This is a genomic window from Cloacibacterium normanense, from assembly GCF_003860565.1.
In the GTDB taxonomy this organism is placed as follows: Bacteria; Bacteroidota; Bacteroidia; order Flavobacteriales; family Weeksellaceae; genus Cloacibacterium; species Cloacibacterium normanense.
The window spans coordinates 1,677,315-1,703,797 of the sequence record NZ_CP034157.1 but is presented as its reverse complement, the minus strand read 5'-3'; the positions used below and the strand labels follow the sequence as shown (position 1 = coordinate 1,703,797).

The 26,483-nt window shown below is 34.1% G+C and carries 20 protein-coding genes; all 20 read left to right on the top strand.

What is annotated here, in order from left to right; genetic code table 11:
• The first annotated feature begins 3 nt into the window (after nt 1–3).
• The 20 genes from EB819_RS07835 (at nt 4) to EB819_RS07745 (ending at nt 26,468) form a co-directional block, all read left to right on the top strand.
• Nucleotides 4–525, top strand: a complete 522-nt coding sequence (locus EB819_RS07835; RefSeq protein ID WP_069798641.1) for a DUF305 domain-containing protein — start codon at nt 4–6, stop codon at nt 523–525.
• A gap of 39 nt (nt 526–564) precedes the next feature.
• Entirely contained in the window at nt 565–1,227 is a 663-nt protein-coding gene (locus tag EB819_RS07830; RefSeq protein ID WP_069798643.1) for a DUF3347 domain-containing protein, read from the top strand.
• A gap of 1 nt (nt 1,228) precedes the next feature.
• On the top strand, nt 1,229–1,678 hold the full coding sequence (locus EB819_RS07825) for a heme-binding domain-containing protein (RefSeq protein ID WP_069798645.1): 450 nt from the start codon (nt 1,229–1,231) through the stop codon (nt 1,676–1,678).
• Nucleotides 1,679–1,701: 23 nt separating this feature from the next.
• The gene (locus EB819_RS07820) at nt 1,702–3,972 is read left to right on the top strand and encodes a multicopper oxidase family protein (RefSeq protein ID WP_069798658.1); all 2,271 of its coding nucleotides are present in this window, start codon (nt 1,702–1,704) and stop codon (nt 3,970–3,972) included.
• A gap of 227 nt (nt 3,973–4,199) precedes the next feature.
• Nucleotides 4,200–4,610 carry a Fur family transcriptional regulator gene (locus EB819_RS07815; protein WP_069798647.1) on the top strand — a complete coding sequence of 137 codons (411 nt, stop codon included), beginning with the start codon at nt 4,200–4,202 and terminating at the stop codon, nt 4,608–4,610.
• Nucleotides 4,611–4,666: 56 nt separating this feature from the next.
• The gene (locus EB819_RS12965; RefSeq protein ID WP_074650988.1) at nt 4,667–4,993 is read left to right on the top strand and encodes a DUF6660 family protein; all 327 of its coding nucleotides are present in this window, start codon (nt 4,667–4,669) and stop codon (nt 4,991–4,993) included.
• A 152-nt stretch (nt 4,994–5,145) separates the two neighbouring features.
• Complete coding sequence (locus EB819_RS07810) at nt 5,146–9,513, top strand: CusA/CzcA family heavy metal efflux RND transporter (RefSeq protein ID WP_074650987.1); 4,368 nt, start codon at nt 5,146–5,148, stop codon at nt 9,511–9,513.
• 6 nt (nt 9,514–9,519) lie between these two features.
• Nucleotides 9,520–10,806: an efflux RND transporter periplasmic adaptor subunit gene (locus EB819_RS07805; protein ID WP_069798653.1), complete on the top strand. Its 1,287-nt coding sequence runs from the start codon at nt 9,520–9,522 to the stop codon at nt 10,804–10,806.
• Between the two features lie 165 nt (nt 10,807–10,971).
• Complete coding sequence (locus tag EB819_RS07800) at nt 10,972–11,418, top strand: methyltransferase family protein (protein ID WP_221403286.1); 447 nt, start codon at nt 10,972–10,974, stop codon at nt 11,416–11,418.
• Complete coding sequence (locus EB819_RS07795; protein ID WP_069798655.1) at nt 11,418–13,544, top strand: heavy metal translocating P-type ATPase; 2,127 nt, start codon at nt 11,418–11,420, stop codon at nt 13,542–13,544. The genes EB819_RS07800 and EB819_RS07795 overlap by 1 nt, the downstream gene beginning before the upstream one ends.
• Before the next feature lie 597 nt (nt 13,545–14,141).
• Nucleotides 14,142–15,499, top strand: a protein-coding gene (locus EB819_RS07785) for an IS3 family transposase (RefSeq protein WP_394337956.1) whose coding sequence is annotated in 2 segments (ribosomal slippage) — nt 14,142–14,477 and nt 14,480–15,499 — 1,356 coding nt in all. Because the reading frame shifts where the segments join, the coding sequence is not laid out codon by codon here.
• Between the two features lie 624 nt (nt 15,500–16,123).
• A complete protein-coding gene (locus tag EB819_RS07780) occupies nt 16,124–16,534 on the top strand; it encodes a DUF1016 N-terminal domain-containing protein (protein ID WP_069798811.1) in 411 nt (136 codons plus the stop codon).
• A gap of 125 nt (nt 16,535–16,659) precedes the next feature.
• A complete protein-coding gene (locus tag EB819_RS07775; protein WP_069798809.1) occupies nt 16,660–17,307 on the top strand; it encodes a hypothetical protein in 648 nt (215 codons plus the stop codon).
• Nucleotides 17,308–17,565, top strand: coding sequence for an AlbA family DNA-binding domain-containing protein (locus EB819_RS12875; RefSeq protein WP_245993106.1), 258 nt, complete (start codon nt 17,308–17,310; stop codon nt 17,563–17,565).
• Between the two features lie 132 nt (nt 17,566–17,697).
• Complete coding sequence (locus EB819_RS07770) at nt 17,698–18,696, top strand: ATP-binding protein (RefSeq protein ID WP_245993253.1); 999 nt, start codon at nt 17,698–17,700, stop codon at nt 18,694–18,696.
• A gap of 621 nt (nt 18,697–19,317) precedes the next feature.
• A complete protein-coding gene (locus EB819_RS07765; protein ID WP_069798807.1) occupies nt 19,318–20,688 on the top strand; it encodes a DNA cytosine methyltransferase in 1,371 nt (456 codons plus the stop codon).
• Nucleotides 20,639–22,171: an ATP-binding protein gene (locus tag EB819_RS07760; protein WP_069798805.1), complete on the top strand. Its 1,533-nt coding sequence runs from the start codon at nt 20,639–20,641 to the stop codon at nt 22,169–22,171. The genes EB819_RS07765 and EB819_RS07760 overlap by 50 nt, the downstream gene beginning before the upstream one ends.
• A 13-nt stretch (nt 22,172–22,184) precedes the next feature.
• Nucleotides 22,185–24,425, top strand: a complete 2,241-nt coding sequence (locus EB819_RS07755; protein WP_069798803.1) for a Z1 domain-containing protein — start codon at nt 22,185–22,187, stop codon at nt 24,423–24,425.
• A 1-nt stretch (nt 24,426) separates the two neighbouring features.
• Nucleotides 24,427–25,413, top strand: coding sequence for a PD-(D/E)XK motif protein (locus EB819_RS07750; protein ID WP_069798815.1), 987 nt, complete (start codon nt 24,427–24,429; stop codon nt 25,411–25,413).
• A complete protein-coding gene (locus EB819_RS07745; protein WP_069798801.1) occupies nt 25,410–26,468 on the top strand; it encodes a hypothetical protein in 1,059 nt (352 codons plus the stop codon). Before EB819_RS07750 ends, EB819_RS07745 begins: the two co-directional genes overlap by 4 nt.
• Nucleotides 26,469–26,483 lie beyond the last annotated feature (15 nt).

Here is a 26,483-nt window from a genome sequence, read left to right as displayed (position 1 = left end):
GTTATGGAAAGTATGAAAAACCAACACGGAATACAACATACCCAAAAGAGTGAAGAAAATAATCCCAATCATTCTTTAGCAATGTACAAACGTTTTGCTCTAATGGCTGTTGCAATGTTTGTAGCTATGTATTTTATTATGTATGCTATGATTGACGGTTTGCAGAACCTTATCCCCAACATCAATAATTTATATATGACCCTACTAATGGTTTCGGCAATGTTGATCATTGAAATATGGATAATGAAAGGAATGTATCAAAACAAAAAAATCAATTGGGCAATCATAACAGTTTCCCTAGCGATTGGCATCTTTTCTTGGTTCGGTATTAGGGAGCAATTATTTGTGGGAGATAAGGAGTTTGTAAAAGGTATGATACCGCATCACGCAGCAGCAGTGCTGATGTCTGAAAAAGCAAAGCTAACCGACCCCGAGCTGATGGAGTTGCAAAAAAACATACTCGAAACACAGGCAAAAGAAATCGAACTTATGAAGCGTAAGCTGAAAGAATTTGAAAACAAATAAATAAGATAAATTCCTTTAATAATATTAGAAATAAATAAAATGAAAAATATAATTTTCTCAATCATTACATTAGTAGCAATTGCAGTTGTAACAATTTCCTGCAATCAATCTTCAAATAAAAATAACAACCAGCAAACTAATGATAGCACAGCCATAACTGAAACCCAAGATTTGTCAGCAGCAACACAAAATGATACAACAGCTGCCGTTACTTCAAGAGATACACTATCTCAAAAGGTGGAAAAATCCGCTGTAAAAGAGCAGGCACAAAACTTCTCTATTGAACCAATTGTAAAAGATTATCTGGTTTTAAAAAATGCACTCGTTGCAGATAATGACAAAGCAGCTGCTAATGCAGGAAAACAACTTTTTGCTACTTTAAGCAAGGTGGATATGAAAACCATAGCTGCAAACAAGCATAAGGAGTTTATGGATATTTTCGAAAATGCTAAGGAAAATGCAGAACACATTGGCGATAATGCAGGCAAAATAGACCATCAAAGAGAACATTTAGCATCATTAAGTAAAGATGTTTCCGATCTTATAGTATTATTTGGAACTACACAAAAATTATATCAAGACCATTGTCCAATGTATAACGATGGTAAAGGTGCTGTTTGGATTAGCGAAGCTAAAGCTATCAAAAACCCATACTATGGTGGTAAGATGCTTACCTGTGGCTCTGTAAAAAAAGAGTTCTAAAATGAAGAAAGTATTAAAGATAATATTGGCAATAGTGCTGTTTATTTTTATTGGAATACAATTTTATCAGCCTGCCCTTAATGTAGATAAAGGGCAGGTTTACACAACCGATTTTACCCAAGCCTATAAAATGCCTGTTCAAGTAAAAGCGATGTTTCAAACCTCTTGCTACGATTGTCATAGTAACAATACTAATTATGTTTGGTACGACTATGTGCAACCTATGAGAGCATTAGTAGAAAATCACATCAAAAACGCAAAAGAGGATTTGAATTTCAACGAATGGGATACATACTCAAATAGGAAGCAGGAAAGATTATTAAACTCAATTAAAGAACAAATCGAAACTAAACAAATGCCCTTATCATCATATACAATGATGCATAAAAATACAAAACTGAATGATGAGCAAATCAAAGTATTAACCAATTGGTTAAAAGAGCAGGAGTAAGTTTCAAGAAAAAAAATATCAAAATGAATATACCTAAAAATATTACGATCAGGTTGCTGCAAGCAGTTTTTATACTGTTATGTTCGCAATCTCTCTTTGCACAAAAAGTAGTTCGTTACGAGTTGTATGTAAAAGATACGCTTGTCAACTACGCAGGCAAAGAAAAAAGAGCCATTTCCGTAAATGGTCAAATACCAATGCCAACGCTTACATTCACAGAAGGTGATACAGCCGAAATTGTTGTACATAACCAATTAAAAGAAAGTACCTCATTGCATTGGCACGGAGTGTTCCTGCCCAACAAAGAAGATGGTGTGCCCTGGCTTACACAAAAACCTATTAAGGCAGGCACAACGTATACCTATCGTTTCCCAATTATCCAACACGGAACGCATTGGTATCACTCACATTCTGGTTTGCAGGAGCAAATTGGGATGTATGGTAGTTTTATAATGAAGAAAAAGGATGATGATAAAACCTTTAGAAAAGGAATTGACGATTTGCCGACTGTACCCATCATTTTAAGCGAGTGGACAAATCTTAACCCCGACAACATTAACAGGATGCTGCATAATGCCAACGATTGGGCAGCTATTAAAAAAAATGCAACACAGTCTTACGCAGAAGCCATTAGAGAAGGATATTTTAAAACAAAAATAAAGAACGAATGGAAACGTATGCTGGCAATGGATGTAAGCGATGTTTATTACGATAAAATTTTAATCAACGGAAAGTATACTACCGATTTAAAAACTGTTGACGGCAAAACGCTAAAAGCAGGCGATAAAGTACGATTGCGAATATCAAACGGTGGAGCTTCATCCTATTTTTGGTTGCGGTATGCAGGCGGTAAAATTACAGTAGTAGCCAATGATGGTAATGATGTAGAGCCAGTAGAAGTAGATAGATTATTCATTGCGGTTTCCGAAACTTATGATATTGTAGTAACAATTCCTGACGATGGAGTTGCCTACGAGTTTTTAGCCACAACTGAAGACAGAACACAATCGGCAAGCTATTTTGTAGGCAATGGTATCAAACAGTTAATATCGCCACTCCCAAGATTGAAATATTTTGAGGGGATGAAGATGATGAACGATATGATGAAGATGAATGGAGATTTGGACGATATGGGAATGAAAATGAGCCTGAACCAAATGGATATGAACGTGGTAATGTATCCTGAAATTACTGGAGAGGCAAAACCAAAAGAAGACCATAGTCAACACAATATGAATATGGAAAATGATCCCAACCGTTACAATGCAAATGCTTTGGGAGAAATCAAAACGCTGAATTATGCAATGCTACAATCTCCTTCCAATACGGAACTTCCTAAAGATGCGCCAGTAAAAGAATTGAAATTTACCCTTACCGGAAATATGAACCGTTATGTGTGGAGTATGGATAATAAAATACTTTCAGAAGTTGATAAAATACCTGTAAAAAAAGGAGAAATTCTACGAATTACCATTCATAATAACTCAATGATGCGCCACCCGATGCACTTGCATGGTTTTGATTTCAGGGTAATCAACGGTAAAGGCGAAAAATCACCACTAAAAAATGTTATAGATATAATGCCAATGGAAACTGATACCATTGAGTTTTTAGCAAACGAAGAAGGAGATTGGTTTTTCCACTGTCATATCCTTTATCATATGATGTCGGGAATGAACAGGGTTTTTGCAGTGGATGATTATCAAAATCCGAATTTACCCAACAAAAAACAAGCCTATAACAAGTTGCAGAGAGAAAGCAATATGCCGCACTTTATGGCGCAGAATGATTTTGCAACTAATGGTAATGATGGTGATGCAATGCTCCAGAACTCAAGATGGTCTTTAGGTACAGAATGGCGTTTGGGCTACAATGATATGCACGGTTATGAAGTAGAAACTCATTTAGGACGATATATTGGTAAAATGCAATGGTTTATGCCATTCATCGGTTTTGACTGGAGGTATCGTAAAATGGGAATGGACGAACACGAAACAAATTTGTTTGGGCAAAAAAATAAGAAGGATACACGTAGAGCCTTTAGTTTAGGTTTTATGTACACATTACCAATGTTAGTCAATTTTCAGGCAGAGGTATATCACGATGGCATTGTTAGGTTGTCATTAATGCGTGAAGACATTCCTATTTCTAAAAGATTAAGAGCAGGATTTTTGGTCAATACTGATATGGAATATATTGCAGATCTAAAGTACATCATTAACAAAAATATGGGCATCCGTACACATTACGATAGCGATATGGGTTTTGGAGTGGGGCTCGTAATGAATTATTAGTAAACAGTGTATATATAATACGAATTAAGGGTTAAAACTATCAATTAATTTGCGGTTTGTTACAAAAAATTAAACATTGCAAAACCATAACTATTAAAATCCAACCCTTAATTTGTATTAATAAGAAATTATATTGTAGATTAAATATAAATAGCAGAACCCTTAGTTTGAACACCCTTTTAACATAGCTCTCAATTTAGAATAAATCATAATAGAAATTAATCATTATGAAAAATGAAGAAAATATTTTACAACAAAGAAATATTAAACCCACAGCAATGCGTTTGTTGGTAGTAGAAAAATTGTTGAAACAGCAATATGCCATCAGTCATAAGGAATTAGCAGAACAGTTTGAAAATGCAGATAATGTTACGCTATTCAGAACGCTGAAAACTTTTTTAGAGCACAAACTTATCCATACTATTGATGATGGAAGCGGAGTGATAAAATACGCACTTTGCCAATCAGGATGTAATTGCGATTTATCGGAACTGCACACTCATTTTTATTGCACCGAATGTAAACATACTTTTTGCCTTAACGAAACAGAAATTCCAAACATTAAAGTCCCTCAAAACTTTAAATTATATGGAGCTAATTTAGTTCTTAAGGGGAAATGCGACAAATGTAACAAATAGACTTTTTCAACTTTGCAATTCGTTTGCACTAAAATATTTTTTATATTTGCAGTCTGATGAAAATATTTGTAATCCTATTCAGTATCTATTTTTTGGCATTATCCGTAATGCCCTGTACTGATGCGTGCGATATAAATATAAGCAATTCTTCAAAATCAGAATTTACTAAAATCTCCAACGACCAAACGAACTGCAAAGATGTGTGCAGCCCTTTTTGTTCTTGCGCCTGTTGCCATACCGTTGTAAATTTTACGTTTCAAACGTTCAAAATAAGCGAGACAAAGCCGAGTTTCGGCAAACAGCAAAAACTCCCACTTTGGGCTTTCACTTTCATTTCCAATTACCACGGAAACATTTGGCAACCGCCAAAGATTAATGCTTAATATTTTTTAGCAAATGCATTTATAGGTGGGGCGTTTGGCATTTCCTCCACTAATAAAGAAGCGTACTATCTAAGTCGTGCATTTAGCTGTTCTTTTTGCAATATACAGAAAGAACTTATATCCACTATTATTAATCATTAATCAAATGAATTGTGTTAGACAGTATCATAAAATTCAGTATTAAAAACAAGCTCGTCATTGGGATAATGACCTTGTTGCTCATTATTTGGGGAGTGTGGAGCGCCACAAAATTACCCATTGATGCCGTACCCGATATTACTAATAATCAGGTACAAATAATTACGGTTTGTCCCACATTGGCGGGACAAGAAGTAGAACAATTAGTAACTTTTCCTATTGAGCAAAGTATTGCAAATATTCCAGATTTAGAGGAAACACGGAGTATTTCGAGGTTTGGTTTGTCGGTAATTACAGTTGTGTTTAAAGACAAAGTAGATATTTATTTTGCCCGACAGCTTATTAATGAAAAACTAAAAGAAGCCGAAGAAAATATACCTAAGGGTATTGGTACACCGGAACTTGCTCCCGTGAGTACAGGCTTAGGTGAAGTATACCAATACATTATCCATCCTAAGAAGGGTAGCGAGAATAAATACAATGCTAAAGAACTACGAACAATGCAAGATTGGATTGTTGCACGTCAGCTTTTCGGCACACCCGGCATTGCAGAAGTTAACAGTTTTGGTGGCGAGCTGAAACAGTATGAAGTAGCTGTAAATCCTAACCGCTTAAAAGCAATGGGTGTTAGTGTTACCGATATTTTCACAGCATTAGAAAAAAATAACCAAAATACAGGCGGTGCATACATTGATAAGAAACCGAATGCCTATTTCATCCGAGGTATCGGTTTGGTTACTTCATTAGATGATGTAAAAAATATTAGTGTAAAGAACGAAACCGGAAGTGTACCCATTTTTATAAAAGATGTGGCAGATGTCCGTTTTGGTAATGCAGTACGCTACGGAGCAATGACCTACAATGGAGAGGTAGATGCAGTAGGTGGCGTAGTGATGATGCTGAAAGGCGAAAACGCCAACAATGTGGTAGAAAAAATAAAAGAGAAACTACCCACCATACAAAAATCTTTGCCCGAAGATGTTGTGATAGAACCTTATTTAGACCGTACAGATTTGGTAGACAGGGCAATGAATACTGTTAAGAAAAACCTTATTGAAGGAGCTTTGATTGTCATCTTCGTATTGGTTCTTTTCTTAGGAAATTTCAGAGCCGGATTGATTGTAGCTTCTGCTATTCCTTTGGCGATGTTGTTTGCTTTGGCTTTAATGAACATTTTTGGGGTAAGTGCTAACTTAATGAGTTTGGGAGCGATAGATTTTGGATTAATTGTAGATGGGGCGGTAATTATTGTAGAAGCCACGTTGCATCATTTGGGTTTAAGGAAATCCACGCAAAGGCTTACTCAGCAGGAAATGGATAATGAAGTATTTACATCCGCTTCTAAAATCCGTAGCAGTGCAGCATTTGGCGAAATCATTATCTTGATTGTTTACATTCCTATTTTAACGTTGGTAGGTGTAGAAGGGAAAATGTTCCGTCCGATGGCGCAAACAGTAGGTTTTGCAATATTTGGCGCATTGATTTTATCCCTCACTTATATCCCGATGATGTGTGCTTTGTTTTTGTCTAAAAAGCCAATGCATAAAGAAAACATTTCAGATAAAATGATGAATTGGTTGCAAAAAATGTATCAACCATTATTAGAAAAAGCCATTAAAATAAAATATTGGTTAGTGGGAATTACCGTTGCCATATTTGCCTTTACATTATCTTTATTTGGCAGAATGGGTGGCGAATTTATACCACAATTGCAGGAAGGCGATTTTGCCTTTCACTGCATTTTGCCACAAGGAAGTTCATTAAGCCAAAGTATCGAAACATCAATGCAAGCTTCAAGAATTATCAAGCAATTTGATGAAGTAAAAATGGTTGTAGGTAAAACCGGAGCAGCAGAAGTACCAACCGACCCAATGCCGCCCGAAGCAACCGATATGATGATTTTGCTGAAACCTCAAAGCGAATGGAAAAGTGGCAGAAGTTATGATGAATTGGCAGATGCTATCAATGAAAAATTAGAAGCAATACCTGGTGTATTTTTCGAAAAGAACCAGCCAATACAAATGCGTTTCAATGAGTTGATGACAGGTATTAGGCAAGATGTTGCAGTAAAAATATTTGGAGAAAATTTAGATACGCTTGCCTTGAATGCTGATAAGGTTAGTAAGGTTATACAAACAGTAGAAGGCGCTACATCTCCACAAGTAGAACGTGTGAGTGGCTTACCGCAAATAAATGTGGAATATGACCGTACTCGCTTAGCCAATTACGGAATAACAGTGGAAGATGTGAACAACGTGGTAAGCACTGCGTTTGCAGGTAAAAGTGCAGGAGTAGTTTTTGAAAACGAAAGAAGGTTTGATTTGGTCGTACGTTTAGACAGTACATATCGTAGTAGTATAGAAGATGTAAATAATCTGATGATACCCACTTCAACAGGTAATCAAATACCATTATCACAAGTAGCAAATATTGATTATAAGTTAGGTCCGGCACAAATAAGCCGTGAAGCTGGAAAACGTAGAATTGTAATCGGATTCAACGTTGCAGATAGGGATGTACAAAGTGTGGTAGAAGAAATTCAACAAAAATTAAATACACAGGTAAAATTACCACCGGGGTACTATTTCACGTATGGCGGTCAATTTGAAAACTTGCAGGAAGCCAGTAACCGATTAATGATAGCCGTTCCTATTTCCTTGTTATTAATTTTTGTGTTGCTCTATTTCACGTTCCGTTCCTTTAAGCAAGCAGGTTTAATATTTACCGCAATTCCGATGAGCGCCATTGGTGGCGTATTGGCTTTAATGCTTCGTGGAATGCCTTTCAGCATCAGTGCAGGAATTGGTTTTATCGCCTTGTTTGGTGTAGCCGTTCTTAACGGAATTGTATTGATAGGCACTTTCAACCAATTGGAAAAAGAAGGAATAAAAGATGTTTTCAAACGAGTAATCGAAGGAACAAAAATAAGACTTCGACCTGTATTGATGACGGCAACCGTTGCGAGCTTAGGATTTTTACCGATGGCACTAAGTAGCAGTGCAGGTGCAGAAGTTCAAAAACCTTTAGCAACCGTAGTAATCGGTGGTTTGGTTACGGCAACTTTCCTTACGCTGTTCGTTCTGCCTTTACTCTACATCATTTTCAATTCAAAAATTAATTTAAAAAGAAAACCCAAAGTGAAACCTATTGCAACTATCATTGTATTGCTTCTGTCATTAACAGGCTTTACAGCAAATGCACAAACACAGCATTTATCAAGTGTTGATGATGCGATAAATATTGCGCTTCAAAATAATCAAGCCATTAAAGCTTCAGATTTAGAAATTGATGCCAGCAAAGCGTTGAAAAAAACAGCCGGAGAATTACCTAAGTTGGATATTAATGCACAGTTGGGACAATACAACAGCACCAAATTCGACCAGTCTTTTCAGGTGTCACAAACCATTCCTTTTCCGTCATTATTCGGAGCAAAAAAGGAGTTGATTAATGCTGAAATTAAAGGTAAAGAATTGCAGAAGAACTTGAGTGTTTTAGAATTAAAAAACCAAGTACGTACTTATTATTATCAAATTTTGTACTTGCAACACAATCAAAAACAACTACAGGAATTAGACAGTTTGTACAACAATTTCATAGGCATTGCAAAGCTTCGTTACAAAACGGGCGATACCAAAAAAGTGGACATCAGTACGGCAGAAGCCAAGAAAGGCGAAATTAATTTGTTATTAAAACAAAATGAAGTTTTCTTAAATAATGCCGTTGCCAATCTGAAAACATTGATGAATACGAAAGAAGATTTTACCATATCAGGAAATGGAAATTTTCAGCCTTTACAAATTTCAAATTTGTTGGATAATGATGCAGTAGCCAATCATCCTGCTATTCAATCTTTGTATCAGGAAGCAGTTATTGCGGAAAAAACCAAAAAAGTAGAACGGGCACAAGGTTTACCCGATTTTACGATTGGGTATGTCAATCAGTCTTTAATTGGTTTTCAAAATGTGAATGGAGCTGAGAAGTTTTTCAATGGCGGAAACCGGTTTAATTCTGTAAACATCGGCATTGCAATTCCCATTACTTACGGTGCTACCAAAGCCAGAATAAAATCTTTGGATTATAGAAAGCAAGCAGCCGAAGCCAATGCACAACAGCAACAGAGAACGTTGGCAACACAAATACAAAATGCTTTGTTGCAATACCAGCAGGATATGAAGCAGTTCAATTATTTTCAGCAAGAAGCTTTGCCTAATGCTAAAGAAATTGTTTCAGCAGCACAATTAGGTTACAAAACAGGCGACATCGGTTATGTAGAATATCTTTTTGCCTTGCAAACCGCAACCGATATTCAGTTGAATTACCTCAAAAGTATTCAGCAGGTCAACCAATCTGTAATCAATATTTATTCATTCATCAATCAATAAGTACAAATGAAATTCAATATAAAAAAAATCACGTTGATGACAGCCATAGCTGTTTTACTATTTGCTTTTTCTGCCTGTAAAAATGATAAGAAAGCAGAAGATAAATCTGCCGAAACCAAAACTGCAGGAAAAGAAGAAGCACCACACGAGGAAGAAACGCCAACCATTGCCACACTTACCGAAGAACAAATAAAAACGGTAGGCATACAATTAGGCACCATTGAACACAAGGAATTAACAGCAACCATCAAAGCAAACGGAAATCTGAAAGTTCCCAATAACAATAAAGCCAACGCCACTTCTTTGTATGGCGGTGTCATAAAAACGCTGAAAGTTCAAATCGGAGATTATGTAAGAAAAGGTCAGGTAATCGCTACCATTGCCAATCCGCAGTTCATCCAATTGCAGGAAGAATATTTGAGTACAGCAAGCAGAATTACGTTTGCAGAACAGGAATTAGCAAGGCAAAAAGAACTGAATGAAGGCAATGCAGGTGCAAAGAAAAATCTGCAAAGTGCTACTGCCGAATTAAGCAGTTTAAGAACCCGAAGAGCTTCCTTGCAACAGCAGATACAATTAATGGGCATCAATCCAGGTTCGGTATCAAACGGAAATTTAAAATCCGCATTGGTCGTAACCAGTCCGCTGAACGGTACGGTTAGCAACGTTTTTGCCAAAATTGGAAGTTATGTAGATGTTTCTTCGCCGGTTATCGAAATTGTAGATAACAGTTCATTGCATTTAGATTTACAGGTGTTTGAAAAAGATTTACCACAGGTAAAAGTTGGACAAACTATTCATTTTACTTTAACCAATAATCCTACTGCTGAGTATGATGCTACAGTTTTCAGCATTGGTTCATCCTTTGAAAACGAGAGCAAAACCATCGCCGTTCATTGTCGTGTAAATGGTAATAAAAGTGGTTTAATTGATGGAATGAACATCACTGGTATTGTCAGTCTTAGCAATGTAACAACTCCAGCTGTACCCAATGATGCGATTGTAAATGCCGATGGCAAATACTACATTTTTGTACAAACCGACAAAGAAGCAGAAGCCCATCACGAAGAAGGAGAAAAAGAAGGCAACCACAAAGAGGGCGAAGAAAAAGACCATAAAGAAGATAAAACGGCTAAGAATTTTGAAAAGGTAGAAGTGCTAAAAGGCGTATCTGATATGGGTTACACCGCAGTAACATTTGTAAATGAAATTCCTGCCAATGCAAAGATTGTAGTAAAAGGTGCGTTTTTCGTCAATGCAAAACTAAGCAATGCAGGTGGTCACGAACATTAAAAATTGAACGCTATGATTTGGCTAAAATTTTATTTGCCGGTGTATTTGGTGTTGTATATTATGGTAGCTTTTGTGCCACCATAATACCGAACCTACAAGCAAACTGGCATCAATCCCGTAACTTTTGGCAAAACAGATAATGCACACGATTATATCGGTTTTGTGATGAAGGTATTGATAGCATTGCTCTTCGTTGCGGTATTCATCTATTCGTTCAGCGATAAAATATATCAATATTTAGTGCCGATTTCTTATTTAATGAAAGACGTGTTTTTAATCATTGGATTAATTCTGATACACTTTTCATTACTATGGATTTCTGTAGCGCAATATCAAATGAGTAACAGTTGGCGTGTCGGTATTGATGAAAATAACAAAACCGAATTAATCACAAAAGGATTATTCTCTTACAGCCGGAACCCGATTTTTTTGGGAATGATAATCAGTGTTGCAGGAATATTTTTTATACTACCCAATACACTTACATTTTTCCTGATGCTTACTACCTATATCGTTATTCAAATTCAGATAAGACTGGAAGAAGAGTTTTTGGAAAAACAACACGGAGAACAATATTTAATTTATAAAAAAACAACTAAAAGACTACTCTAATGGAACACAAACATAAATACGATGCACAAGGCAAGCAAATTTGCTGTTCGCCGCAGGAAGCAAAAATAAATGAAAAAGCCGATGAAAAATTGGTGCAGCAGGAAGGTGCCAAAGCCTTACCCGTTATTGAAGAAAAAACAAGAGAGCGCCACTTCAAAGGCGATGGTCATTTTCACGGTACAAGGTTCAAAGAAGAATTAGACCACGACCACAGCAACGAACATTCAGACGATGATGGACACGACCATAGCCACGATGAAAATAAGTCCACCCTTCAAATGTTCTTGCCTGCAATCATTTCATTCGTGCTATTGATGATTGCTATTGCTTTTGATAATTGGCTACCGCAATCCTGGTTTACAGGTTGGGTAAGAGCTGTTTGGTATATAATAGCTTATGCACCAGTCGGATTTCCTGTAATTAAAGAAGCATTTGAGAGCATCCGCAAAGGCGATGTTTTTTCAGAATTTTTATTGATGAGCATTGCCACCATCGGAGCTTTTGTCATTGGCGAATATCCCGAAGGTGTTGCCGTTATGCTGTTTTACGCCGTTGGCGAAGTGTTCCAAACATTAGCCGTAACAAGAGCCAAAGCCAACATTAAAACCCTGCTCGACCAAAGACCCGATGAAGTAACGATTTTAGAAAATAACCAACCTAAAACTGTAAAAGCAGAAACCGTCAACATCGGCAATATCATTCAATTAAAACCCGGAGAAAAATTAGGATTGGATGGCGAATTGTTATCCGAAACTGCATCATTCAATACCGCCGCATTGACTGGAGAAAGCAAGCCAGACACCAAAACCAAAGGCGAAACTGTTTTAGCAGGAATGATAAATTTAAAGACCGTTGCACAGGTAAAAGTAACCACAGCATATACCGATAGCAAGCTCTCAAAGATTTTGGAATTGGTACAAAACGCTACTGCTCAAAAAGCACCAACAGAGTTATTCATCAGAAAATTTGCAAAAATTTACACACCAATTGTGGTGTTATTAGCAGTGCTTATTACTGTAGTTCCTTACTTTTTTGTTGATAATTATTTGTTCAGTCAATGGTTATACAGAGCATTGGTTTTCCTTGTTATTTCTTGTCCTTGTGCTTTGGTTATAAGTATTCCTTTAGGATATTTTGGTGGAATTGGTGCCGCTTCTAAAAATGGAATTTTATTTAAAGGAAGCAATTTCTTAGACGCCATCGCTAATATCCAAAATGTAGTGATGGATAAAACAGGAACAATGACAGAAGGCGTTTTCAAAGTGCAAGAAGTAATATTAAAATCAGAATTTAGTAAAGACGAAATCTTGAAAATGGTCAACGCTTTGGAAAGTCAAAGCACGCATCCAGTTGCTACCGCAATCCATCAATATGTCGGCGAAATAGACCATTCTATAAAATTAGAAAATGTAGAAGAAATTGCGGGTCACGGATTAAAAGCTATCGTTAACGGAAAAGAGTTATTGGTAGGAAACTTTAAACTGATGGATAAATTTAATATTGTTTATGATTTAGACCCAAGTACAATTGTTTACACCCTAATCGCCATTGCTTATGATGGAAAATTTGCAGGCTACATTACCATTGCCGACAGCATCAAAGAAGATGCACAGATTACGATTGACAAACTAAAAACATTAGGCGTAAAAACTACAATGTTGAGTGGAGATAAAAGCACCGTGGTAAAATTTGTTGCTGATAAATTGGGAATTAATAATGCCTTCGGCGACTTGTTGCCAGAAGACAAAGTAAATAAAGTAAAAGAAATAAAAACCAAAAACGAAACCGTAGCATTTGTTGGCGATGGAGTGAATGATGCGCCTGTAGTAGCTTTGAGCGACGTAGGTATGGCAATGGGCGGTTTAGGAAGTGATGCCACCATCGAAACGGCGGATGTAGTGATACAAGACGACAGACCGAGTAAAATACCTATGGCAATTAATATTGGAAAACAAACTAAAAAAATAGTTTGGCAAAACATAGCTTTAGCATTCGGAGTAAAAGCTATTGTACTAGTTTTAGGAGCTGGGGGCTTAGCGACTATGTGGGAAGCTGTTTTTGCCGATGTTGGGGTTGCCTTATTGGCTATACTAAACGCAGTAAGAATACAACGGATGAAATTTTAAGATTAGGTCATCCTAATGATGAATAAAACAGACAATGCGTAAGAAAGGCAAAAGTTATCAAAAAGTACCTCCGTACAAAAGATACGGAGCTTCTAAACCCTCAAATGTCAATTTGTCGAAGAAGAAGAAAAGACCTTCGCTCTTTATGATACTTTTTGGGATATTTTTAGCTCTGTGTCTTTTTGCTTTGATATACATAAAAATTAGACACTATTATATCTATCACTATCACTAAAAGTGGACTTATTAGTTCTGTATCGAGCAAAAACCAAAGTTCCAAAAGAGAAGCCCGAAAATGCAAATTTCTTTCCAATATGACAGTATTTGGGCTTCTCTATTATTGTTTAAAAAATAGATTTAAGATAACGGATGGATAAATTTTATAACCAAACACTGATTAAACTGGAAAGCGAAATCAAAGAATTGGAGATTGAAACAGACTGTTCGATAGAACGCATTGAAGCAGTTATACAACTTATCATCAAATGTCTGTCTGACGTAAAACATTATGTCTTAATGTAAATCGTCAGCAAAAAGTGGACACAATATACTAAAAGCTTAAGGAGTGTTTTCAAAAAAAAAGAATTACATTTAATTATGGAAACACCTAAGAAAAAAAGTACTGAAAAATTCGTAAAAGACATTCGTAAAAATACACGAAGGATTTTTACAGCCGAGCAAAAAATTCTCATTGTAATGGAAGGACTTCGTGCAGAGACCTCTGTTGTAGAATTATGTAGAAAACACAACATTGCTCAATCGCAATTCTACGCATGGAACAAAGAGTTTATGGAAGCTGGAAAGAAACGTCTCAACGGAGATGTTGTCCGTGAAGCCACCAGTGATGAAGTTTCTAACTTGAGGAAAGAGAATACCCGATTGAAGGAGATGGTAGCAGATTTGGTTCTACGCTATGACATCGTAAAAAAAAGCTTAGACATGCTGGATTAACTCATCAATATCGAAAATATATGAGATTATCAGCAGGTGAAAAGTACGAAATTATTCAAGCGGTCACCACAAGTGAGATTGGAGTAAAACGGACCTTAGAAAGCTTTGGGATTGCGAGAAGTACGTTTTACAAATGGTATCAAAAGTATTTAGAAAACGGCTACGAAGGCTTAAAAACGACCGAAAGAACCTCCAAAAGACAATGGAACAGCATACCTGAAGAACAAAAAGATTTGGTAGTAGAAATAGCATTGGAACATACTGAACTTTCCTCAAGAGAACTGGCACACAAAATTACCGATGAGCAAGGTGTTTTCATCTCAGAATCAAGTGTTTACAGGATTTTAAAGCAACGGGATTTAATCCCGGCACCAAATCATTTTCTTCTTTCAGCAGCAAATGAATTTAAAGACAAGACCGAATTCGTGCATCAAATGTGGCAAACTGATTTTACTTATTTCAAAGTTATCGGTTGGGGCTGGTACTATCTGAGCACCATTTTGGATGATTATAGTCGCTATATTATCCACTGGGAAATCTGCGATTCGATGAAAGCAGAAGACGTGAAAAGAACTGTGAATACCGCAATTGAAAAAGCAAAATTGAAGTCTAAAGCCAAACCAAAATTACTTTCAGACAATGGTTCTTGCTATGTGTCAAACGAACTCAATGCCTATCTGAAAGATGATTTGAAGATGAAACAGGTACATGGGAAGCCTATGCACCCACAAACCCAAGGGAAAATTGAAAGATACCATAGAACGATGAAAAATGTGGTAAAACTGAATCATTTTTACCATCCTGAAGAACTTATCGAAGCTTTAAAGAAATTCGTGGAAAACTACAATAATAAACGATATCACGAATCTTTGGAAAACCTTACGCCAGCGGATGTATACTTCGGAAGATCTGAACAGATTTTGGAAAAAAGAAGACAAATAAAATCGGATTCTATCCGTAAAAGAAGACAATTGTATTTTCAACAAAAATTTCTAAATTTATAACCTAAAATACTCCTTAAGGATTTATTCCAAAATGTCTAAGTTAGTTTGAAGACATACATTCGAGTCAAAGTTGGGTGAAATTCGGGTTTTCTGTGGGGTTTGTTCGTGGTTTGTTCGTGTTTCCTTCGAATCAGCCTCGGAAAAGTACCATAAATTACGAACAAACCACGAAAAAACCTGATTTTTATTATCTTAACATCCCACATCACTTCCATAACTTAGTTACTCATAATCCATCTTCAGGTTTTCCAATCTCGCATCTCGCATCTCGTATCTCACATCTTGCACCTCATCCTTAATCCCTCATCCCTCATCCTTCATCCTTCATCCTTCATCCCTCATTCTTCATCACTCCATCACCTTTCACGGTGGCTGAGCGGAGTCGAAGCCATATTCTAAAAATTACAGTTTCCCATAATTTTATTTCATTCCTTTTATTATATTTGTAATGAACTAATAATCATAAAACTAATATGGAAATTTTCCCAGCTCCCTCATCTTAATTTTCTTGAATACAGGCATAGATGTCTATACTCCGCTCTTGGCTTCATTTCCTTGTGCTATTTTCTTATAAACAGAAATTTCACACCGTATCCAAAACAAAACCCAAATCAAGAAAACCAAATGCAACTCAACCAATCCATAATATCAGACATAAAATCTATCATCGCTCAGTCAAAAGATAGGGCGATAAGAGCAGTTGACCATCAACGCACACTCATGTATTGGCATATTGGCAAACGTATTTTTGAAGAAGAGCAAGAAGGTAAAGACCGTGCTGATTATGGGAAATACTTAATAAAATATCTTTCAGAACAATTACAACCAGAATTCGGAAGTGGTTTTTCTGCGAGACAATTAAATTGGTATAGACAGTTTTTTCGAACATTTCCAATTGTGTCTGCACTGCGGACACAATTAAGCTGGACACAATATAAATTGCTTTTAAGTTTTGATAGTGAGGGTAAAAAAATGACAAATAATAGATTGATTAAAAGAATTAAGGAAGGAGTCAAAAAATTAAAAAGTGAATAATCAAACTAATCCAAACTTTGACTTCGTTAAAATATTCAACGAGAACTGAGCGTACAAGCTTGTTTTTCCAGAAAGGGAAGAGGTAGATAATAATTTCAATAATTTGGGTAGGTAATTGTTTAGTTATGAATTATAATATAAAAGCATTTATAAAATTAGGGAGTGAAAAAAATATTATAGATTTATATAATAATGGAACAGTATTTCTAAATACAATTCAATATTTTAGAAATATTGAGGATGGAGAGCTAAGAGGTGATAAATATGAGGGTATTTCTGAAGTTATTAATTCACTTCCTGGAACATTTAAAATTAAGCAAAGTGAACAGGAGTTCAGATTTGAAAAAGTCCATTTAAGAAAATCATTCAAAGAAATATTAGGGAATATCTATTCTTTATATGCAATTTCAGATAAAGGATTCCGGAATTATCAGGATTTTAAAATAGATGAAAGATTGAATGGATTTGGTTCCCATTGTTTAGTAATTGATCCCAAATCTTTTATTAACAAAATAGAAAAAACACTCCACAATCTAGGATATTCGTACAATCACGGATTTGTAGATTATTATGATAAGGAAAAAATATGTAGAGAAGTTTCCTTATTCGAAAAGCCGTTAGAATTTGAATATCAGAAAGAATTTAGATTTTTTTTGAAAAACGAAAAAATAGAACCAGTTAAAATTCAAATAGATTCTTTAGAGAATTGTTCTGAGCTTTTTAGAACAGAAGATATATTGACACTACAACTAAAACCAAAAGAATTAATATAGATGCTGACAGAAATTGAACTAAAATCTATCATTGCTTCAGGAGAAGGATATAATGCCGAATTCAAAGTAAATTTTCCTTCTAAAATTAAAGAAGTTACAGAAGAAGTATGTGCTTTTGCAAATGCTGCGGGAGGTACGCTTTTAATAGGTGTTGATGATAAAAACACAGTTCAGGGAGTAACTTTTGATAATGCAAAACGTTCTGCATTACAAAATTCTATTGGAGAAATTTCTCCCACACTTCATTGTGAGATTTAAACAGCAGAAGTTGAAGGAAAGGAAATTATAGTAATAAAAGTTCCGTCTGGAGATAATAAACCTTATGTTCTTTCGGGAGCAATATATGTTCGTCAAGGTCCAAATTCTCAAAAACTGACAACCGTGGAAGAAATGAGAGATTTTTTTCAGCAGGCTGATCGCATTTATTTCGATGAAGCTCCGTGCAAAGCAATTGATATTGCCAAAGATATTCCGGAAGAAAACATCAGACAGTTCAGAGAATTAGCAGGATTTAATGGTACTATTGCTGATGAGCAGATTTTCAATAATTTAAAACTTTATACCAAAGATACTTTTCTGAAAAATGGAGCTGTATTGTTTTTCGCTCAGAATCCCGAACAATTTTTTGAAAAAGCGGTAGTAAGATGTATTGCGTTTGAAGGCACAGACAAAAGATTTATAATTGATGATAAATTAATGCAGGGGACATTGTATCAGCAGTTTCTTCAGACAATGGAGTGGCTAAAAGGAAAGCTAGATGTCCGCTATGACATTGAAGGAGTAGGTTCTCAGCCAAGAAAAGAAATATGGGAAATTCCTGAAACAGTTTTTAGAGAGGCTATTATCAATGCTTTAGCTCATAGAGATTATTATGAAAAAGGAGCAAGAATAACTATTGAATTGTTCACAGATAGGGTTGAAATATCCAATCCAGGTGGTTTGGTAAGTGGTATTCCAAGAAACGAATTTGGAAAAAGAAGTTTAAGCAGAAACCCTCTTATCTTTGGGCTATTTGAGAGAATTAGAATGGTGGAACAGATAGGTTCTGGTATTGTAAGAATGAGAGACTTAATGATAGAAGCAGGACTCACGCCTCCTGAATTTACAATGGAGGGAATGTTTACAGTAATATTTAGAAGACCTTTTGATTTTGAAAAGTGGGTAGAAAGATGGGCAGAAAAACTAACCAATAACAGAGTTAAAATTCTTAGAGAAGTTCATGCAAATAATAGAGTAACTAAAAGAGAATTAGAACAAGAAGTGGGTATAAGTGCTTCTGCTATAGATAATAACTTAAACGTTCTAAAAGAATTGGGACTGCTTGAAAGAGAAGGAAGTGATAAAGGCGGTAATTGGAAACTCAACTATATCTCACCTCAGGGTGGGTAGAAAAAGTGGGTAGAAAAAAACTGAAATGCATTTAAATTAAAAGAAGAAATAATTAATTTTAGACTTTGCTAATGAGGGTGAGATATTACTATCATATAAAATCTTATATCAACATTAAAGAAAAAATTAACTTTCGGCAATAAATCCTATTTACTGCCAAAACTTAACAAATATTTCATTCGCAAAACACTACACAATTTGTAGTTAATAGCTAACAAAATATGGATAAGAAAGTGACTTTAATATAAGCCAATTTAAATGAAGTCATTTCTAAAGAAAGTCTTCTCTGTTATGTATCAAAATCGGCCATTATTTGGGTTTTCCTTCGTGTTAGCTAGTGATTTTTTCGTGTTTCTTTATAATCAGCCTCGGAAAAGTACCATAAATGACGAACAAACCACGAACAAACCTAAAACTTGAGTAGCTTGACCCTAACTTGATTGGGAGAAAAATGATGGGGTTTTATGATTTTTATCGCAATACGTTTTTCCGTAATGGTGTTTGAAAAGGATTTGATATATTTGTAGAAAACTAATATATTGGAACTTAATATTTCTAATATCTGTTAAAAAAAATAAATTGATATTAAGGAAAAAAAATCTAGATAAGATAAATAATTAGATGAAGTTTATAGATTTATTTGCAGGTTTAGGAGGATTTCATTTGGCTTTAGAGAGTTTAGGACATGAATGTGTTTTTGCAAGTGAATTACAAACCGATTTACAAAAATTGTATTCTGAAAATTTTCCAGAAACTCCCATTTTTGGAGATATTACAAAAATATCAGTAAATGATATACCTGCGCATGATATTCTTTGTGGGGGCTTTCCTTGTCAACCTTTTTCTCAAGCGGGGAAAAGATTAGGATTTACAGAAGATAGAGGGAATTTGTTTAATAATATCATGGAAATTCTTGAATACCATAAACCTGAATATGTCTTTCTGGAGAATGTACAGAATTTAAAGAACCACGATTATGGTAATACATGGAATGTAATTCATGAAAGGCTATCCTCATTATATGAAGTTAAAGAAGCGATTTTATCTCCTCATCAGTTTGGAACTCCACAGCATAGATTTAGAATTTATATTGTGGGAAAATTAAAAAAAAGCAATAATCAGTTTCCTCTTAAAAACTTTAAATTTCCAGTACCAGAGAAACATGATTGTAATATAAAGGCAATTGTGGATGAGAATGCTTTAGACTTTATGCATTTACGAAAAGAAACAAGAAACCATCTTGAAATATGGCAAGAGTTTGTAACTGAATTACATAATCATGGGGGTTCAATGCCTACTTTTCCAATATGGGCTATGGAATTTGGTGCAGATTATGATTATGAAGAAATTGCTCCAGCTTATCAAACAATGAAACAATTGAAAAATAAGCGAGGAAAACTAGGGAAAAAGATTGTGGGGTCAACATTGAATGAGTGTCTTTCTCATTTGCCCGTTTATGCAATAACTGATAAGACTAAAAAATTTCCTAAATGGAAAATTCAATTTATCAAAAGAAATCGTGACTTCTATAACCAGCATAAAGAATGGCTAGATAAATGGATTCCAAAAATAATTGATTTTGAAAATAGCCATCAAAAATTTGAATGGAATTGTGGTGAAGAAGATAATCCAACAATATATAATAAAATTATTCAATTCAGACCATCAGGGATTAGGGTCAAAAAACCAACTTATTCTCCCGCATTAGTATTAACAACTACACAAATACCAATTTTTCCTTGGGTAAAACTTCCTAAGGAATCATTAGAGGCAGATGAAGAATTATACGGTAGATACATGACTATTACTGAAGCTGCGAAGTTACAGGGTATGCAAAATTTAAGAAAATATCCATATACTATTCCCACTGCTTTTAAAGCTTTTGGTAATGCAGTTAATGTTGATTTGGTTAAATTAATCGCTGAAAAACTACTAACAAATCATGAACCAGATAGAAAAAGTATCCATAGCATTACAGCCAAGTGTCTATAATACATTTAGAGCTTTAAATAATACAGTAGCACTTACTTTAAGTGAGTACGTTGACAATTCTGTACAATCATATCTTGACAACAAAGAACGAATTCTTCAGGAAAATCCTCATCATGTTTTTGAAGTGAGTATTGATGTTGATCAAATAAATAATCAAATTATCATTAAAGATAATGCTGGAGGTATAGATCACCAAAATTATCTTCGTGCTTTTGAACCAGCTAATATTCCTTTAGATAATACTAAATTAAATGAGTTTGGTATGGGGATGAAAACAGCTTCCATTTGGCTAGCAGACAAATGGAGTGTTCGAACAAAAGCAATTGGAGAAAATGTAGAGAGGTATACTGAGTTTGATTTACATAAAGTTATAAAAGAGAACAAAGAAGATTTAATAGTATTTGAAACTAATAAAAATTCTAATCTACATTACACCGAAATTATCTTATCAAATTTGTCTCATAATGCACCTTCTCCATATCAAATGGACAAAGTGAGACGCCATTTATCTAGCATTTATAGAGTCTTTTTACGAAATAATGAAATTAATATTATTGTAAATGGAGAAAAATTAGTGGCTCCTAGTTTTGAAGTCCTTGAAGCACCGTTCTATAGTAATCCAAGCGGACAAGATATACAATGGAAAAAAGAAATAAATTTTAATTTAGGAAAGTACGAAGCAAAAGGTTTCATAGCGATTCTAAAAACTATACAAAATAATGCCAATGGTCTTGTTCTTCTTAGGAGAGGTCGTGTAATTGTAGGAGGTGACGAAGATCGCTTCTTTCCAAGTTCAATTTTTGGTTCTCCAGGTAATTTTAGATACAAAAGACTATTTGGTGAATTAGAATTATCAGGATTTGATGTTACATTTAATAAAAATGGTTTTACTGATGAAGAAAATCTAAATGTATTTATTGATGCTTTGCGCGAGGAACTTCGTGATCCTAATTTCAATCTTCTAAGTCAAGCAGATAACTATCGTGTGAAGACAAAAGAAGAAAATTCTAAAATTGCCGCTAAAATTGTAAAGACTCAAAAGAAAGAAGTTGAAAAAGAACCTTTGACAGATAAAATAAAAAAGGTTGAAGATGCTTCAAAAGACAAAAAAAATATTGCAATTGAAGAAGAAAAAATAGCTAAGGCTAAAGCTTTAGAAACTTTAGAAGATTATTTTGAAATTGATGGAACTACGTACAGATTTCAGGTAGATCTGATAAATGAAGATGAGTCTGATGCTTTGTATGCCGTAAAGCAAGAAATACAAAAAACTGAAGTCATAGAAGTCCCTGTATTAATTTGTAAAATTAATTTGGCACATCCCTTTTTTAGTAGGTTTGAACAATTCAAAAAAGCAAATGATTATCAACCTATAATTGAGATTTTCAAATCATTTGCTATTGCAGAATTTATTGCAACAAAAAAAAGCATGCTTTACCCTTCAGAATTTAGAACCAACTTCAATAATTACATTGTTCAATAGATAAACACAGCTTATGGAAATCAAAATACTACATCCAACAAGCCAAAAGATAAAATTTAAACCTGTAATTGGTGAGAAAATGAATGATTTGGGCTTAAGGCTAAAAGACTTCTTAGATGAGGACGAGTTTGATTCTTTAGTAAGTGAAACCGCTCACATTCTATCTAGATGTACAAACCCCCAATTAAATCAGGAACAAGATGTTACTCATCTTACTGTTGGTTACGTTCAAAGTGGGAAAACTTTATCTTTTACAGCACTAACAGCTCTAGCTGCAGATAACGGTTACAGAATAGTAATTTATTTAGCTGGTACAAAAAATAATTTACTTTCACAGACTACAAAAAGATTAACAAAAGATTTGATAACAAGCAGTTCTTTGAATAATGCTTATAAAATATTTGAAAATCCAACAGATTCAAAAATACTCGAAATTCGCAATAAATTAAGACTCTCATCTAAACCAACGGTCTTAATAACTTTGTTAAAACATTATGATCATATCAACAAACTTGCAGATATTTTTAAATCTCAACCTATTAAGAAAGAACTTGATAAGCAAGGAGTATTGATTATTGATGATGAAGCTGACCAAGCATCATTGAATGGCTTCTCTTATGCTAACAGCAAAAAGAAGAGTACTTCTTCTGAATGGGACGAAGAAACAGACAATAAAGAATCAAGTACATATGCTAGTATTCTTAATCTAAGAGCCGCAATTCCTAATCATTCATATGTTCAATATACGGCAACACCACAAGGTCCGCTGCTAATAAGTATAATGGATTTGCTTTCCCCAGAGAGCCATACTGTTCTTACACCCGGCAAAAAATACACTGGTGGTAAAACATATTTTAAAGATTTCCCAGATTTAATAATTTCAATACCAGACAATGAAGTCTTTCATTATAAAGATAACCCATTGAAATTTCCACCAAAATCATTAAAAGAAGCTCTACAGGTTTATATTTTAGGAGTTGCCCTAATTACTAATTTTTGGAACAAAGAAAAATTTCTTTCCATGATGGTTCATGCAGATCGTCAGAAAGGTGTAAGCAGACTTTTTCACACTTGGGTAAGTGAATTGATTGATAGATGGACGACAATTCTTAATCTTGAAGATGGAGATATTGGTCGAGAAGATTTAGATAAAGAATTTAAAGAAATTTATGAAAAAGAAGCAACGAAATTTTATTCTATTGAAGATAATTTACCTTCTTTTAATGAAATAAAACTCCTTATTGCTGATGCTATAAATGACACACAAATAAACTTAATTATAAGTGATTCTGACGCAGAGACTGAAGTAGATTGGGAAAGTTCTTCCTCTCATATTCTCGTGGGTGCAGATATGCTAAATCGTGGTTTTACGGTTGAGAATTTAGCAGTTACTTATATGCCCAGATACACAAAAGGAAAGTCCAATGCAGATACGATACAACAGAGATGTAGATTTTTTGGATACAAACAAAAATATTTAAAATCTTGTCGTGTTTATTTGCCTACAGATTCAATCATTGAGTATGTAGACTATGTGGAACATGAGGAAGAAATGAGAACATGGTTGAAAAATAATGATAGCCTTGAGAATGTTGAAAGACAACTGATGCTTGCTGAAAAACTTAATGCGACTAGAAAAAATATTCTGCCATACAATATTGTTCAAACAAAAATGAAAGGTTGGCATGCTATGAATGCTTTGTATTCTATAGAACCAAATAAAAAGGTGGTATCCGATTTCTTAGATGCTAATCAATTTGAACTTTGGAACCCACAATATGGAACACAAGATAGAAAACATAAAATTTATACGGTTTCAGTTGAAAAAGCTATTGATTTTTTAACTCAGTTTAAGTTTGGTAATTATGCTGATACAGCCAGAAAACAAGCTACAATAAGATATTTGCAATATCTATCTTCTGAATCTGAAAAGCCTATTACCCATGTTCATTTTATACAAATGGCATATGAAAGCGAATATCGTAGACGTAATTTTAATCCAGATACTTTAAAAATAGATCAACTGTTTACAGGTAGATCAACAAGTGGTAGTGAAACTTATCCAGGGGATAGAGAAATTAAACTTGAGGATTCTATTTGTATACAAATTCATAAAGTAAAACTTGATTGTAATCAAACAAACCGACTTGTTGGGAAAGTTATTAATACAATTGCAATCTATTATCCATTAGATTTTGCAACAAAGTACACAAATTCAGAACCTGAATATTTTGAACCAGAAGACGATGAATAATATGGAAACCTCAGGTTATAAAAAATTTCTTGACCTTCAGCATAAAAACAGAAATGCAGAAGGTTATATTTCTGTAGATACGGTCCCATTTTCAGATTACCATAAAATTGGTGTATCTGAAGAAGGATTTCCTCTATTCTTTGTTAAATGTGATAATTCTCAACCATCTATAGATATCAATTTAGAACTTATTTCAGTTTTATTTTCACAAGAGTGTAGAATTAAAGAAGGTAATATAAATTCTAATGAGGTCTATACCATTGTTCTGTTAAAAACTTTGAACAGAGATTTACAACAATATTTTACAGATGTATTTTCTATTATTTTACAGCAACTTCCTTCAATTCCCACTGAAAGAGAATTACATCGCGAAATTAGAAAAGTTATAGATTTATTTAGCAGCATTACCAAACCACCAGTAAAATCAATTCAAGGTTTATGGTCTGAATTATTAGTGATAAACAGCGCTAAGAATCCAGAATATTTAATTGCTTCGTGGCATATTTCACCTAATGACAAATACGACTTTAATGATGGTCAAGATAAATTGGAAGTTAAGTCTACTACTAAGCAATATCGTATTCATCGGTTTTCCATAGAACAACTTAATCCCAATATGGGATCTGGGTTAATGATTGCATCAGTTTTTGTTATTGAAACAGGAGTTGGTAAAAGTATACTGAATTTAAGAGATGAGATTGTTTCAAAAGTGAAGAATATTGATCAGCATCTGAGGTTGAATGAAATAATCTATAAAACAATTGGCAGTGATTTTGAAAAATTAGGAGATATATTTTTTGATTATCAATTAGCAAAAGATTCATTGTGTTTTTACAACAGCGAAGTGATTCCAAAAATACTGAATCAAAATATACCATCTCAAATATCTAATGTGTCTTTTGATTGTGATTTAACTAATGTTTCTCCTCTATTATTAGGAGAAAATAATTTTAGTGAAAATCCTTTATTTTTAAATTTAGGCTTATGAATGAGTATAAAAATATAGATAAAATTAAGCCAGAGAAACTTCTAGAACTAGCTAGAGAGATTTTAGATAAAAGTGATGATTTTGTTTATAAATCAGGCTCACAACCCTTCTTGATGTCATTTAAAAATGAAGATTTTTATGTTTACATAAAAAACATATCAAGTGCATATTTTAGCGATAGAGATAAAACAACAAGAGCTCAACTTCCAATAAAAAAAGAATTTGAGGAAATTAAGAAATCTGCTAAAACTTTTATTTTTTTAGGATATGATGGGATTAATGACGTATATGTTTGTTGGAACTTTAATGTTGCTAAAAGTAGGTTAAATGTAGGTAAGAGTGTTTCATTTTATTCTAGATCTTTTTTTCAATCAGAAGTCAAAGAAGGAGAATTTGTTAAGAGACTTTTAAAAAATGGAGACACACCAGTTTTTTTTAAACGAACTAGCTTGATTGATTTTTTTGAAAATATCCATTCCTTTTTTTCAACAGAATTCGGGACTCCTGAATTTGAAAAGATTGTTTATCGCAAAGACAGCCTTGAAGATGAATTTTTATTTTATCTTGAGAATCATAGAATGCTCTCAGATAAATCAATTAAAAATTATTTTGGAGCCTTAAAAGGAAGAATAACAAATGGAATAAATAATTTTTTTTTAAAAGATTTAAATTCAATTTTTTTTATTGATGATATATTGATATTAAATAGAATTCATCATGAACTTTTTAAAAAAGAAGAGTTTAAAGAACTTAATATTATTGGCAAAAACATGTATTCATGCGCATTTGATGCATATATTGATTTTTTAAAATTTAATTCATTAAAAAATATCCCAAAAAACTCATTATTAAACGAATCTCCAACTGAATACTTATCTGAAGGGAAATTATCTAAAATTACGGATTTAGATTTATTACAAAAGATTGAACCCTATCTTAAATCAAATAGAATTCTCACTGCTGCACAAATAGTAGGTGAATATTATAAAAATCAGTATGTAAAAATGGAACTGAAAGATTGGATAAAGTTAGTCAATGATTGTTTGCCAAAATAATTTTAAACCAAAAAA